Origin of the sequence: Klebsiella sp. LY (assembly GCF_004010915.1) — a bacterium.
Taxonomy (GTDB): Bacteria; Pseudomonadota; Gammaproteobacteria; order Enterobacterales; family Enterobacteriaceae; genus Klebsiella; species Klebsiella quasipneumoniae.
On sequence record NZ_CP022441.1, the window covers coordinates 240,626 to 253,794 of the forward strand.

At 45.8% G+C, this 13,169-nt stretch carries 12 protein-coding genes and 2 pseudogenes; 10 read left to right on the forward strand and 4 right to left on the reverse strand.

Going from position 1 to position 13,169, the window contains the following annotated elements:
- Positions 1 to 9: 9 nt before the first annotated feature.
- From CE636_RS01385 to armA, 7 genes and pseudogenes are all read left to right on the forward strand, one after another.
- Positions 10 to 420, forward strand: a complete 411-nt coding sequence (locus CE636_RS01385; RefSeq protein WP_017901443.1) for a hypothetical protein — start codon at positions 10 to 12, stop codon at positions 418 to 420.
- 13 nt (positions 421 to 433) lie between these two features.
- Positions 434 to 1,222 (forward strand): ANT(3'')-Ia family aminoglycoside nucleotidyltransferase AadA5, encoded by a 789-nt coding sequence (locus CE636_RS01390; RefSeq protein ID WP_000503573.1) that lies wholly within the window; start codon positions 434 to 436, stop codon positions 1,220 to 1,222.
- Between the two features lie 167 nt (positions 1,223 to 1,389).
- Positions 1,390 to 1,737 carry a quaternary ammonium compound efflux SMR transporter QacE delta 1 gene (locus CE636_RS01395; RefSeq protein ID WP_000679427.1) on the forward strand — a complete coding sequence of 116 codons (348 nt, stop codon included), beginning with the start codon at positions 1,390 to 1,392 and terminating at the stop codon, positions 1,735 to 1,737.
- A complete protein-coding gene (gene sul1, locus CE636_RS01400; protein WP_000259031.1) occupies positions 1,731 to 2,570 on the forward strand; it encodes a sulfonamide-resistant dihydropteroate synthase Sul1 in 840 nt (279 codons plus the stop codon). The genes CE636_RS01395 and sul1 overlap by 7 nt, the downstream gene beginning before the upstream one ends.
- A 404-nt stretch (positions 2,571 to 2,974) precedes the next feature.
- Positions 2,975 to 4,516, forward strand: a complete 1,542-nt coding sequence (locus CE636_RS01405) for an IS91-like element ISCR1 family transposase (RefSeq protein WP_000050481.1) — start codon at positions 2,975 to 2,977, stop codon at positions 4,514 to 4,516.
- Between the two features lie 233 nt (positions 4,517 to 4,749).
- Positions 4,750 to 5,589: pseudogene (locus CE636_RS01410) on the forward strand (IS5 family transposase); the annotation flags it as partial.
- A gap of 325 nt (positions 5,590 to 5,914) precedes the next feature.
- Positions 5,915 to 6,688, forward strand: a complete 774-nt coding sequence (gene armA, locus CE636_RS01420) for a 16S rRNA (guanine(1405)-N(7))-methyltransferase ArmA (protein WP_000359986.1) — start codon at positions 5,915 to 5,917, stop codon at positions 6,686 to 6,688.
- Here armA and CE636_RS29625 read toward each other — a convergent pair.
- Both CE636_RS29625 and CE636_RS01430 read right to left on the reverse strand, forming a co-directional pair.
- Entirely contained in the window at positions 6,669 to 6,884 is a 216-nt protein-coding gene (locus CE636_RS29625) for an aminomethyltransferase beta-barrel domain-containing protein (protein WP_071547994.1), read from the reverse strand. The genes armA and CE636_RS29625 overlap by 20 nt on opposite strands.
- Positions 6,885 to 7,169: 285 nt before the next feature.
- Positions 7,170 to 7,355 carry a hypothetical protein gene (locus CE636_RS01430; RefSeq protein WP_002026779.1) on the reverse strand — a complete coding sequence of 62 codons (186 nt, stop codon included), beginning with the start codon at positions 7,353 to 7,355 and terminating at the stop codon, positions 7,170 to 7,172.
- 48 nt (positions 7,356 to 7,403) lie between these two features.
- Here CE636_RS01430 and CE636_RS01435 point away from each other — a divergent pair, with 48 nt between their 5' ends.
- From CE636_RS01435 to CE636_RS01445, 3 genes are all read left to right on the forward strand, one after another.
- Positions 7,404 to 8,588, forward strand: a complete 1,185-nt coding sequence (locus CE636_RS01435) for an IS4-like element ISEc29 family transposase (RefSeq protein WP_002001451.1) — start codon at positions 7,404 to 7,406, stop codon at positions 8,586 to 8,588.
- A 398-nt stretch (positions 8,589 to 8,986) separates the two neighbouring features.
- Positions 8,987 to 10,462, forward strand: coding sequence for an ABC-F type ribosomal protection protein Msr(E) (msr(E), locus tag CE636_RS01440; protein ID WP_000052512.1), 1,476 nt, complete (start codon positions 8,987 to 8,989; stop codon positions 10,460 to 10,462).
- A 55-nt stretch (positions 10,463 to 10,517) separates the two neighbouring features.
- Positions 10,518 to 11,402: an Mph(E) family macrolide 2'-phosphotransferase gene (locus CE636_RS01445; protein WP_000155092.1), complete on the forward strand. Its 885-nt coding sequence runs from the start codon at positions 10,518 to 10,520 to the stop codon at positions 11,400 to 11,402.
- A gap of 358 nt (positions 11,403 to 11,760) precedes the next feature.
- Here the strand turns inward: CE636_RS01445 and CE636_RS01450 are convergent, their stop codons facing one another.
- Together CE636_RS01450 and repM are read right to left on the reverse strand one after the other, a co-directional pair.
- Positions 11,761 to 12,303 (reverse strand): plasmid replication DNA-binding protein, encoded by a 543-nt coding sequence (locus CE636_RS01450; protein ID WP_004896925.1) that lies wholly within the window; start codon positions 12,301 to 12,303, stop codon positions 11,761 to 11,763.
- 66 nt (positions 12,304 to 12,369) lie between these two features.
- Positions 12,370 to 13,140, reverse strand: a pseudogene (gene repM, locus CE636_RS01455) (replication initiation protein RepM); the annotation flags it as partial.
- Positions 13,141 to 13,169 lie beyond the last annotated feature (29 nt).

The window sequence follows — 13,169 nt, forward strand, 5'->3', positions numbered from 1 at the left end:
TTGAACGTCATGAGCAGCTACACCGAAAAAACGGGAAGGGCTCCGGACTTTAGAGTCGCGTATAAGCGGCTGCCGGCGCGTCAGCGCCTCTTTCAACACATGCGCTGCAACGTGCATTGGGCGGCCGACGACGACCAGACTCGACAGTGGTCTATTTGGCCGGAGTTCGAGTCAGTGGGGCGCGAACCCATTCCGGAGACTGATGAACCGCTGGAATGTGGAACCGCCACTATGTGGGTGTTGTTCGACCAGCCGGAGTACCGACAAGATCTGCGGCAGTGGCTACGCGTGGGCCAGGAGGGGTTCTTCATGGCCGGTGCCGAACGAATCGCGCACTTCACCCTTGTGGAGCTACTTGGCCGCGAAGCAGACGCCCAACCCACCGCTCCAGCGGACGGCCTTCGACCGCCGCTGACCTAGCACGTTAGGCATCATGGGTGAATTTTTCCCTGCACAAGTTTTCAAGCAGCTGTCCCACGCTCGCGCGGTGATCGAGCGCCATCTGGCTGCGACACTGGACACAATCCACCTGTTCGGATCTGCGATCGATGGAGGGCTGAAGCCGGACAGCGACATAGACTTGCTCGTGACCGTCAGCGCCGCACCTAACGATTCGCTCCGGCAGGCGCTAATGCTCGATTTGCTGAAAGTCTCATCACCGCCAGGCGATGGCGGAACATGGCGACCGCTGGAGCTAACTGTTGTCGCTCGAAGCGAAGTAGTGCCTTGGCGCTATCCGGCGCGGCGTGAGCTTCAGTTCGGTGAGTGGCTCCGCCACGACATCCTTTCCGGAACGTTCGAGCCTGCCGTTCTGGATCACGATCTTGCGATTTTGCTGACCAAGGCGAGGCAACACAGCCTTGCGCTTCTAGGCCCATCCGCAGCCACGTTTTTCGAGCCGGTGCCGAAGGAGCATTTCTCCAAGGCGCTTTTCGACACTATTGCCCAGTGGAATGCAGAGTCGGATTGGAAGGGTGACGAGCGGAACGTCGTTCTTGCTCTTGCTCGCATTTGGTACAGCGCTTCAACTGGTCTCATTGCTCCTAAGGACGTTGCTGCCGCATGGGTATCGGAGCGTTTGCCTGCCGAGCATCGGCCCCTCATCTGCAAGGCACGCGCGGCGTACCTGGGTAGCGAGGACGACGACCTAGCAATGCGCGTCGAAGAGACGGCCGCGTTCGTTCGATATGCCAAAGCAACGATTGAGAGAATCTTGCGTTGAGCGGCATGTGCGAAAAGTGCATCGACCCGCGCCGAGGGCATCTGATGCCTAACTATGCGTTAGATGCACTAAGCACATAATTGCTCACAGCCAAACTATCAGGTCAAGTCTGCTTTTATTATTTTTAAGCGTGCATAATAAGCCCTACACAAATTGGGAGATATATCATGAAAGGCTGGCTTTTTCTTGTTATCGCAATAGTTGGCGAAGTAATCGCAACATCCGCATTAAAATCTAGCGAGGGCTTTACTAAGCTTGCCCCTTCCGCCGTTGTCATAATCGGTTATGGCATCGCATTTTATTTTCTTTCTCTGGTTCTGAAATCCATCCCTGTCGGTGTTGCTTATGCAGTCTGGTCGGGACTCGGCGTCGTCATAATTACAGCCATTGCCTGGTTGCTTCATGGGCAAAAGCTTGATGCGTGGGGCTTTGTAGGTATGGGGCTCATAATTGCTGCCTTTTTGCTCGCCCGATCCCCATCGTGGAAGTCGCTGCGGAGGCCGACGCCATGGTGACGGTGTTCGGCATTCTGAATCTCACCGAGGACTCCTTCTTCGATGAGAGCCGGCGGCTAGACCCCGCCGGCGCTGTCACCGCGGCGATCGAAATGCTGCGAGTCGGATCAGACGTCGTGGATGTCGGACCGGCCGCCAGCCATCCGGACGCGAGGCCTGTATCGCCGGCCGATGAGATCAGACGTATTGCGCCGCTCTTAGACGCCCTGTCCGATCAGATGCACCGTGTTTCAATCGACAGCTTCCAACCGGAAACCCAGCGCTATGCGCTCAAGCGCGGCGTGGGCTACCTGAACGATATCCAAGGATTTCCTGACCCTGCGCTCTATCCCGATATTGCTGAGGCGGACTGCAGGCTGGTGGTTATGCACTCAGCGCAGCGGGATGGCATCGCCACCCGCACCGGTCACCTTCGACCCGAAGACGCGCTCGACGAGATTGTGCGGTTCTTCGAGGCGCGGGTTTCCGCCTTGCGACGGAGCGGGGTCGCTGCCGACCGGCTCATCCTCGATCCGGGGATGGGATTTTTCTTGAGCCCCGCACCGGAAACATCGCTGCACGTGCTGTCGAACCTTCAAAAGCTGAAGTCGGCGTTGGGGCTTCCGCTATTGGTCTCGGTGTCGCGGAAATCCTTCTTGGGCGCCACCGTTGGCCTTCCTGTAAAGGATCTGGGTCCAGCGAGCCTTGCGGCGGAACTTCACGCGATCGGCAATGGCGCTGACTACGTCCGCACCCACGCGCCTGGAGATCTGCGAAGCGCAATCACCTTCTCGGAAACCCTCGCGAAATTTCGCAGTCGCGACGCCAGAGACCGAGGGTTAGATCATGCCTAGCATTCACCTTCCGGCCGCCCGCTAAATATCTCCTTTTGGGTTGTTAATAAAACATCCAATAAGTTGACTGTGCGTGAAAAAGAAAGTTTTGTGTGATGGCGTTGAAGATCGCACCGTTAAGCTCTTATGTGGGATGGTGCAGAGCTCGACGACTACCGATAAAACGCAACCGCCGCAAACAGACAAGAAAAAGCCCCAACTGATAACAGTTGGGGCTTCAGTATTGTGATTGGTGGAGCAATAGCACCCTGAACCCAAAACCTTCTCGCTCAACCGGTAGTGGCTGATAACAACTCGTGAGGGCTATTGCGGGTTAAGCATTTAGCGATGTCTAGGGCCAGACTGGACGTCTGAACGCAAGCCGCTGATACTGTACATAACCACAGTATCAGCGGAGGATACCCATGTCGCTGGCAAGGAACGCCACGGCGAGTCAATCGCCCACTCAAACAAACGGTTACGAACGCCACCAACCCGACCAGACGCTGCTCTACCAGCTGGTTGAGCAGCACTACCCAGCCTTCAAAGCCTCACTCGAAGCCCAAGGTCAACACCTGCCTCGCTACATCCAACAAGAATTCAACGACCTCCTCCAATGTGGCCGTCTGGAGTATGGTTTCATGCGGGTTCGCTGCGAGGATTGTCATCACGAGCGTCTGGTCGCCTTCAGCTGTAAACGACGCGGCTTTTGCCCTAGCTGCGGTGCCCGCCGGATGGCCGAGAGTGCGGCGCTGCTGATAGACGAAGTCTTCCCCAAGGAGCCCATTCGCCAGTGGGTGCTCAGCTTTCCTTTCCAGCTACGCTTTTTGCTGGCTCGCCATCCCCAGCTGATGGGCCAGGTCTTGAGTATCGTCTATCGTACACTCTCAACTCATCTGATCAAAAAAGCCGGTTACACCAAAGCCTCTGCACAAACTGGCTCAGTGACTCTTATCCAACGCTTTGGCTCCGCGCTAAATCTCAATGTCCACTACCACATGCTGTTTCTCGATGGTGTCTATGCCGAAGATGACTATGGCAAGCAACGCTTCCATCGTGTCAAGGCACCCACTTACGATGAGCTGAATACGCTCGCTCACACCCTCAGCCATCGCATCGCTCGCTGCATGGAAAAGCGTGGGATTTTGGAGCGTGATGCCGAGAATACGTGGTTGACACTGGAAGAGGGCGAAGACGATACGCTGACTCAATTACATGGTGCTTCGGTTACGTATCGCATTGCCGTCGGCCCCCAGCAAGGGCGCAAAGTCTTCACCCTGCAAACCTTGCCAGGGCGTGAGGATAAAGCCGACTCAAGCAGTCGAGTAGCCAACCATGCTGGTTTCTCGCTACACGCCGGTGTGATGGCCGAAGCGCATCAGCGGGATAAGCTTGAGCGCTTGTGTCGCTACATTAGTCGGCCAGCGGTTTCAGAAAAACGTCTGGCATTAACCGCCAATGGGCAGGTGCGTTACGAGCTCAAAACTCCGTACCGCAATGGCACCACCCATGTGATCTTCGAGCCGCTGGACTTCATCGCCAAACTCGCTGCGTTGGTACCTAAGCCGCGAGTCAACCTCACACGCTTCCACGGCGTCTTTGCACCGAACAGCAAACACCGAGTTCAAGTAACACCCGCCAAGCGGGGCAAGAAGCCCGACAAATCGGAAGGTCTCGATACTAACTGGCGTGACAAGAGTCCTGCAGAGCGCCACCGCGCCATGACCTGGATGCAACGCCTCAAGCGAGTCTTCAATATTGATATTGAAGTCTGCGAACACTGCGGCGGTCACGTCAAAGTGATTGCCAGCATCGAAGATCCGAAGGTCATTGAGCAGATTCTCAAGCATCTGAAACAGAAAACAGCCAAGGCGAATGCCGCCAAGCAGCGTGAGCTGCCACCAGAACGAGCGCCGCCACTGACTCCCAGCCTGTTCGATCCATCACAGAGTCGTCTCTTTGACTGACGACCCCAAATCCAACACTGCTCAACACTGCCAACTTTTAAACGGGGCGGTGGGGCAGTTTGTATCTCTCGAGCTATCAGGCTAGAGATTTTACCGCCAAATCGAACCTTATTAGAGCGGTTTAGGCTGGACCGGCAGTTAAAATTGGGGCTTGAGCGGTAAACGAGTGAGGGAATTTCAGGTAAGATACTTCGGATGAGGAGCAAAAAGGTGGTTTATACTTCCTATACCCCTGGATGGACGAACAAGCCATTAAGCAGTGGCATTGCCTGGTCCACCATGGCCGCCGAGGGAGAGGTTTCCACTACAGTGACACCGCCATTGAGACGGCCCTGATGCTAAAAGGCTTGTTCAAGTTGCCGCTGCGGGCGCTAGAAGGCTTCATTAACTCGTTGTTCCAACTGATGGCGGTGCCTTTGCAGTCGCCGGACTATAGCTGTATCAGCAAGCGCGCCAAGACCGTCGACATCAAGTACCGCCTCCCCAGCCAAGGCCCGGTGGCTCACTTGGTCATTGATGCCACCGGCCTCAAGGTCTATGGCGAAGGCGAATGGAAAATTCGCAAACACGGCAAGGAGAAGCGACGAGTGTGGCGCAAGCTCCACTTGGCGGTGGATGCCACAACCCATGCGGTCATCGCTGCCGAAGTCAGCCTGGAGACGGTGGCGGATAACGAGGTGTTACCGACGTTGCTCAACCCCTTACGACGCAAGATAAAACAGGTCAGCGCCGATGGTGCGTATGACACCAAGGCCTGTCATGCGCTACTGAAGAAAAAGGGGGCGAAAGCCACCATACCGCCGAGAAAAAATGCGGCACCGTGGGAGGAAGGCCATCCCCGCAACGAGGCGGTGACGGCGCTCAAGGCCGGTGAACTGAAGCAATGGAAGAAAGACTCCGGCTATCACCAGCGCTCGATAGCCGAGACCGCCATGTACCGGTTCAAGCAACTCATCGGGCCAACGCTGAGCCTGCGGAACTACAACGCCCAGGTGGGCGAAATCCTGGCTGGCGTGAAGGTGATGAACAAGCTGATAGGGCTTGGTATGCCTGTTCGCCAGCCAGTGAATTGAGTGGTATCAACGGGTTGGGGAACGGCCATCCAGCGACGGATTTGGTCAACAACGCCGATAACACCTCGAAATCGGAGTTTATATGGCTTCGTGGGGGAGTTATGTGTTTGAGCTTTGTCGCATTAACGCGAATCAGGGGTTGACGGCAGAAATGGACTGGAATTACACTTCTTAGAGTCGGCGTTGCCGGAAAATTCTGATTGGATTAGTTGTTCGGGGTGCGAAAACAGTCGTAGTTCGGGGGAAAAACCGAATTTTGACCCGAAACCGCAAAAAACCCGAAATGACAGTTCCTATCAAATACTTAACTTGTAGGTTCTTTCAAATGGATAAGAATGATGTTGTTAAGAAGATACTTGAATCAAAAAAGTACGAAAACCTTGATTCAGATATTGTTGAAAAGGTTGTTTCCATTTCTGAGAAGAAATATAAATTAAAGGAAGTTGAGAATTATTCTAAAAAGAAATTGCATCAAATATGGGGGTCTTACTATTCTGCCTATCCTAATTGGGATAAATTATTAAAAAAGTACAATCAGGGGCAGTTATCAATAGAAGATTTACTAAAGATTCATTCTTCGACGAATGAAAGAGTCGCAACATTAAATGACTTTTACACTTATGTATTTGGAAATATCAAACATGTCTCATCTATTTTAGATTTTGGTTGTGGCTTCAATCCATTAGCTTTATACCAATGGAATGAAAATGAAAAAATAATATATCATGCATACGATATTGATAGAGCTGAGATAGCTTTTTTGAGTAGCATTATTGGGAAGTTAAAGACGACGATAAAGTATAGGTTTTTGAATAAAGAGAGTGATGTCTACAAAGGTACTTATGATGTAGTATTCCTTTTAAAGATGCTTCCTGTGCTAAAACAGCAAGATGTAAATATCTTGGATTTCCTACAGCTTTTTCATACTCAAAACTTTGTAATATCTTTTCCAATAAAGTCTTTATCTGGAAAGGAGAAGGGAATGGAAGAGAATTACCAGCTATGGTTTGAATCTTTTACAAAAGGTTGGATAAAAATCCTTGATTCGAAGGTTATAGGGAATGAGTTAGTATATATTACTAGTGGATTTCAGAAATAACTCCGCCTCCAAGGCACTCATTTTCTTGGAAAAGTACTAAACTCTGTCCAACGGCTGGAGCCCATTGTGGTGCAGAAAATTCAAATATATATCCATTTTCATTCTGGGTTACTTTTACTGGTGTATCCTGACTTCTATAACGGATAGATGCTGTATAGTTATTATTAAGTAATGAAGTTTCGTTTATCAAGTGCAATTCTGAAACACTTACTATGTTTTTCCAAAGTTTTGGATTATCTTTTCCTTGGACAACATAGAGGATATTTTGAGGAAAAGATAGGTTTCAACTACAGTTTAGAAGGTTAAAAACAAATGCATGCATGGCTCAAAAGCAATCTAGGGAAGGTGCGAATAAGCGGGGAAATTCTTCTCGGCTGACTCAGTCATTTCATTTTTTCCTGTTTGAGCCGTTTTTTCTCCCGTAAATGCACTGTATACCGATATGGGCAGGGCGAAGCGCTAAAGTACAACAATCTTATTGTTAGCTATTGTCTTGGCGTTCCAGAAAATCTTTAAACTCAATAGTATAAAGCCGTAACAGCACCATGGTTAACGCAAAAATAATTGGCCCATAAATCAAACCAATTAAACCAAAGAGTTGCAAACCACCTGAGGTATCCCCAGAAATTCTGTAGTTAAAATAAAATGTTAGTTGATTGGGGAACATTCATGGCGGTTCCTGATCTGATCATTCGCCAAAACTCCCACACCGCGGATGCTCACCATGAATGTAAAAGCTATGCTCGCTGATTTCCTCACCTTTGTCACGCCAAAATCAATGCATAAAGCCCGATTTTCGGTTTTGCTAGATGCGGTAACCGCCCTGGCAAAGGATGCGTGTTGCACCGTTACTGCGATTGGCCGGGCGATGCCTGGCTCTTCAGATAAGGTCAGTATCAAACGGGCAGATCGTCTACTCAATAATCCTAACCTGCAACGAGAGCTGCCATTGATTTATGCTGCGCTGACGGCTTCTATTGTTGGCCATAAAACTAAGCCGATGATTTTGGTTGACTGGAGCAATGCCGATACTGCCAAGCGACACTTTATCCTGCGTGCCAGCATTGCCGCTGACGGTAGAGCGTTGACTCTGCTACAGAAGATTGCCGCCGCAGAAGATTATACCTGCCCACACCTACACGGGGCGTTTTTAAAGCAGCTTAAAGCCATGCTACCCAAGGACTGTAAGCCCGTAATTGTCACTGACGCGGGGTTTAAAGTTCCATGGCTGAAACAAGTGCGTAAGCTGGGATGGCATTATGTAGCTAGAGTTCGAGGCAATGTGAAGCTTAAATTGGCAGAGCAGGACAAGTTTATCAGTGTTAATCAGCTTTATCGGCAAGCGAAGAAGGATCCAAAAAGTGTAGGAAAAATCATGCTTGCCCAAACACAACACTATGAAACGCAGGCCGTCCTGGTTGGCAAAGGTTATAAGCTATTGAAACGCGATAAAAATAAGACGTATAAGGAACCATGGTTGTTGGTGTCATCCTTAGCTGACTGCCATGGGTATGCGGATAAAATTGCTAAGTGCTACAGTAGCCGAATGCAAATTGAAGAAAGCTTCCGTGATCAGAAAAGTCACCGCTATGGCCTGGGTAGCGATTTGCATGGTACCAAGAAGAAATCTCGCTTAGAGATACTGCTACTACTGGCCGCATTGGTTAATTGGTTTCATTACCTGCTAGGTAGCGCAGCGGAGAAAGCGGGTTTGCACCTGCGTTATCAAGCTAACACCGTTAAAAATAGGCGGGTATTGGCCCTGAATTTCCTTGGGATATTACTTTGCAAAGAACCCAAACAGCGAATACGCAGGCAATATTATCAGCAGGGACTTAAACAAATACTACAGTGGGTGGTTCAGTGGGACTGGGCAGTAATCAAACAGGCTGATAGCTGATTGTATGAATGGAAATTTTGTGGGGATCCCTCAGGTTGTCTAGACTTCTTTTAACAGTAAAGTTATCATAAAACTGAATTTTATTTTTTAGGTAAGTTTATGCATTCTATCCGCATTCGTTAAGACACAACTATTTGCATAGTGACACTATTTTATAATGGTGGGCTTTTGTTGTGTCTTTAAGAATATATGCGGATATATAAAGTAAAAGTATGCTTAATTTATAAGTATGCTTTTAGTGCATAGTTTCCAGTTATAACTTAATTGACTAGCTATTTGTCCACCCTGTGGATGAATAGCTTTTTTTTTGGGAGGACACTGTGATGCTAGCTTTTGTTTTCACCTAAATCCTGTTTGCTGCATAAAAAATTTCAAGAGCTAAACAGGAGTAAATAAAAATGAGTTTAATTATTAAAGCGAGAAACATACGCTTGGATTATGCTGGGCGTGATGTTTTGGATATTGATGAATTGGAAATTCACTCTTATGACCGTATTGGTCTTGTGGGTGATAACGGAGCAGGAAAGAGTAGTTTACTCAAAGTACTTAATGGCGAAATTGTTTTAGCCGAAGCGACATTACAGCGTTTTGGTGATTTTGCACATATCAGCCAACTGGGCGGAATCGAAATAGAAACGGTCGAAGACCGGGCAATGTTATCTCGCCTTGGTGTTTCCAATGTACAAAACGACACAATGAGTGGCGGAGAGGAAACTCGTGCAAAAATTGCTGCCGCATTTTCCCAACAAGTACATGGCATTCTAGCGGATGAACCAACCAGCCACCTTGATCTCAATGGAATAGATCTACTTATTGGTCAACTTAAAGCATTTGATGGAGCATTACTTGTTATCAGTCATGACCGATATTTTCTTGATATGGTTGTAGACAAGATATGGGAGTTAAAAGACGGTAAAATTACGGAATATTGGGGTGGTTACTCGGATTACTTGCGTCAAAAAGAAGAAGAGCGACAACACCAAGCCGTAGAATATGAGCTGATGATGAAGGAACGGGAGCGATTAGAATCTGCTGTGCAAGAAAAACGCCAGCAAGCTAATCGATTAGACAATAAGAAAAAAGGAGAAAAATCCAAAAACTCTACCGAAAGTGCTGGACGACTTGGGCATGCAAAAATGACTGGCACCAAGCAAAGAAAACTGTATCAGGCAGCTAAGAGTATGGAAAAGCGTTTGGCTGCATTAGAAGATATTCAAGCACCAGAGCATTTGCGTTCTATTCGTTTTCGTCAAAGTTCAGCCCTAGAACTGCACAATAAGTTCCCGATTACGGCAGATGGTCTGAGCTTAAAATTTGGTAGCCGTACTATCTTTGATGACGCTAACTTTATAATACCGCTTGGCGCTAAAGTCGCTATAACTGGATCGAATGGAACAGGGAAAACGTCCTTGTTAAAAATGATATCAGAACGTGCTGATGGATTAACCATATCTCCAAAAGCTGAAATTGGCTACTTTACACAAACAGGATATAAATTTAACACGCATAAATCTGTGCTCTCCTTTATGCAGGAAGAGTGCGAGTACACAGTTGCGGAAATTCGTGCAGTATTGGCTTCAATGGGGATCGGAGCGAATGATATTCAAAAAAACTTATCCGACTTATCGGGAGGTGAAATCATCAAACTGCTTTTATCCAAAATGCTTTTAGGAAAATATAATATTTTGCTTATGGATGAACCAGGAAACTATCTTGACCTAAAAAGTATTGCCGCATTAGAAACAATGATGAAGTCCTATGCAGGAACTATTATCTTCGTATCTCATGACAAGCAATTGGTCGATAATATTGCTGACATTATCTACGAGATCAAAGACCACAAAATCATCAAGACTTTTGAGAGAGATTGTTAATGATAGCCAATCTAATCCGAACATTAATTATTGAACTCTTTAAAGGAAATTAAAAATGACAATTCAAGATATTCAATCACTTGCTGAAGCACACGGCTTGTTGCTTACGGACAAAATGAATTTCAATGAAATGGGCATTGATTTTAAGGTCGTTTTTGCTCTTGATACAAAGGGGCAACAATGGTTGCTGCGTATTCCTCGTCGTGATGGCATGAGGGAACAAATCAAGAAAGAAAAACGCATTTTAGAATTGGTAAAAAAACATCTTTCTGTAGAGGTTCCTGATTGGAGAATTTCATCTACAGAATTAGTGGCTTATCCCATACTTAAAGATAATCCTGTTTTAAATTTGGATGCTGAAACCTATGAAATAATTTGGAATATGGACAAAGATAGCCCGAAATACATAACATCTTTGGCAAAAACCTTATTTGAAATCCATAGTATTCCTGAAAAAGAAGTTCGGGAAAATGATTTGAAAATTATGAAACCTTCAGATTTAAGACCTGAAATAGCAAACAATTTGCAGTTAGTAAAATCTGAAATTGGTATAAGTGAGCAATTGGAAACCCGCTACAGAAAATGGTTGGATAATGATGTTCTATGGGCAGATTTCACCCAATTTATACATGGCGATTTATATGCTGGGCATGTACTAGCTTCAAAGGATGGAGCTGTTTCAGGCGTTATTGATTGGTCAACAGCCCATATAGATGACCCAGCGATTGATTTTGCTGGGCATGTAACTTTGTTTGGAGAAGAAAGCCTCAAAACTCTAATCATCGAGTATGAAAAACTAGGGGGTAAAGTTTGGAATAAACTATATGAACAGACTTTAGAAAGAGCAGCGGCCTCTCCTTTGATGTATGGTTTATTTGCCTTAGAAACTCAAAATGAAAGCCTTATCGTTGGAGCAAAAGCTCAGTTGGGAGTTATATAATTTAAAAATATGATTGCTGAGAACTGCCTTGTTTTGAAACTTGGTTGGCTTTAATTAGTTTTTAGTATTCTTTATAGAAAATGCCTCGATCAAGGGGCATTTCTAACAATCATTTAACATAAAATTTCTTATACGAAATGCTTGATATTTCTCTTTAAATATCATTATATTAACGTAAGCCGTTCTGGAGTATAGGGCACCAGAACGGCTTTTTATTGATTATTCATGTTCCACGATCACTAATTGAGCGATGTTCCACGGTTTTATTCAGTTTTAATAAACATCATCCGGTTTTTTGAGGAGTCATTATTTCAAGTGCTTGCACTGAAATTGGCTCTTCAAAAAACTGGAGTCTTGGCTAACCATATGGAAGGAAAAAGCGGCTTAGGAAGCCTCTCTTCTTCTGTTCTGGTTCAACATGCTCCGGGATAGGAATACGCTTATTGTCTTGCTGAGGAGTAGTCAATTCGTCATAGTTCGTTGCTAGTTCCGACCGAGGATCCGTTGCTATATCCTGTTTAAAGCTCTGATCGGTAAAGGTAGTCATATTGGCTTTTGGTGCTTCTAGTAAGCGCTGCATAGCTTCAATCTGTTCTTGATAAAACGATTCACGTTCTAAAGATTGATTTTCTCTCTGTATTGCCTGATTTAATTGTTTTTCCAGTATGTCAACTTGACGTTTTAGTAAGTCAACTTCTGTCAAGTTTTGACTGTTAATTGATTGACTTTGATTGACTGTATCCTCTTTTTTTTGTGGTTCCCCAAAAACTCTTAGGGCCTCTGAAAAGTCAATTAATCCATCAGATCCTTTAGATAAATTTCCTTTGTTTATATGTGCATATATGGCTTGTCTTGAATATCCATAAAGCTTAGCTAACTCTGAAACTGACAGTTTTTTCATTATGTAAACCAGTTTTCAACTTGTGTTAATACCTGACTGTTAACTTAACAATTTCAATTAACAATGTCATTGAAATCCTAATTTTCTGAGTAAAGGAAGTAATTCCTTAAATTTCTCTGCATCTTGCAGCATGGCAGCTATACGTACAGCAAACTGCTGATAGCTTTCTGTGCCTTGTGAATATTTACTCATCTCAGGAAGCTCTGAGAGCTTGTTGGCGAATAGATGGCGTTGTTTATCTGTTATTTTTGAAAAGAGGTCTAATGTATTCGGATCTCTTTTAGATTCGACTGAATGCGTGGCTGATTTTTTCTGTTTAAAGCTAAATGAAAAACCAGTAATAGATCTACCTGTTTTATGCTGTTCAACTTTGACAATAATATCGGTATGTTCATTTACTTGTTTTAATGCAATGTCTAAAACATATTTTTTAAAATCATACATTCGTTTGTATTCAGTCTCGAGTACACCTATTTTTTGTCTAAAATCATACATAGTTATGAGAGGCGTTTTTCCAGTACTACGCCATGCAATCAATATTTCATATAAACGAACAGCATAAGCACTTGTTAAATTACTTATTTGTTGTATTTCATACTTTGTAAATTGTTCTTCTAACCTAGTAATTAAAGGCACAATAGCAGGGGCAAAAATAAGTCTAACGACAGCTTCATTATCAATATAAGCCACCTCGCTCACCCATCTTGATTTGTGATTAATAGTGTTACCTTTTTCACTAAGACTCTGATAACTGAATTGTCTTGCAAACAAGTCATCGCAAGCATCTTTTAACGCCTGATAAGCCGTATTTCGATGTACACGGCACTGTTGCAAATAGTCGGTGGTGATAAACTTATCATCCCCTT

Bases quoted from the DNA above. Each gene is read 5' to 3' on its own strand.
- CE636_RS01385 (WP_017901443.1), top strand. From the start codon at position 10: ATGAGCAGCTACACCGAAAAAACGGGAAGGGCTCCGGACTTTAGAGTC.
- CE636_RS01390 (WP_000503573.1), top strand. From the start codon at position 434: ATGGGTGAATTTTTCCCTGCACAAGTTTTCAAGCAGCTGTCCCACGCT.
- CE636_RS01395 (WP_000679427.1), top strand. From the start codon at position 1,390: ATGAAAGGCTGGCTTTTTCTTGTTATCGCAATAGTTGGCGAAGTAATC.
- sul1 (WP_000259031.1), top strand. From the start codon at position 1,731: ATGGTGACGGTGTTCGGCATTCTGAATCTCACCGAGGACTCCTTCTTC.
- CE636_RS01405 (WP_000050481.1), top strand. From the start codon at position 2,975: ATGTCGCTGGCAAGGAACGCCACGGCGAGTCAATCGCCCACTCAAACA.
- armA (WP_000359986.1), top strand. From the start codon at position 5,915: ATGGATAAGAATGATGTTGTTAAGAAGATACTTGAATCAAAAAAGTAC.
- CE636_RS01430 (WP_002026779.1), bottom strand. From the start codon at position 7,355: ATGTTCCCCAATCAACTAACATTTTATTTTAACTACAGAATTTCTGGG.
- CE636_RS01435 (WP_002001451.1), top strand. From the start codon at position 7,404: ATGCTCACCATGAATGTAAAAGCTATGCTCGCTGATTTCCTCACCTTT.
- CE636_RS01445 (WP_000155092.1), top strand. From the start codon at position 10,518: ATGACAATTCAAGATATTCAATCACTTGCTGAAGCACACGGCTTGTTG.
- CE636_RS01450 (WP_004896925.1), bottom strand. From the start codon at position 12,303: ATGAAAAAACTGTCAGTTTCAGAGTTAGCTAAGCTTTATGGATATTCA.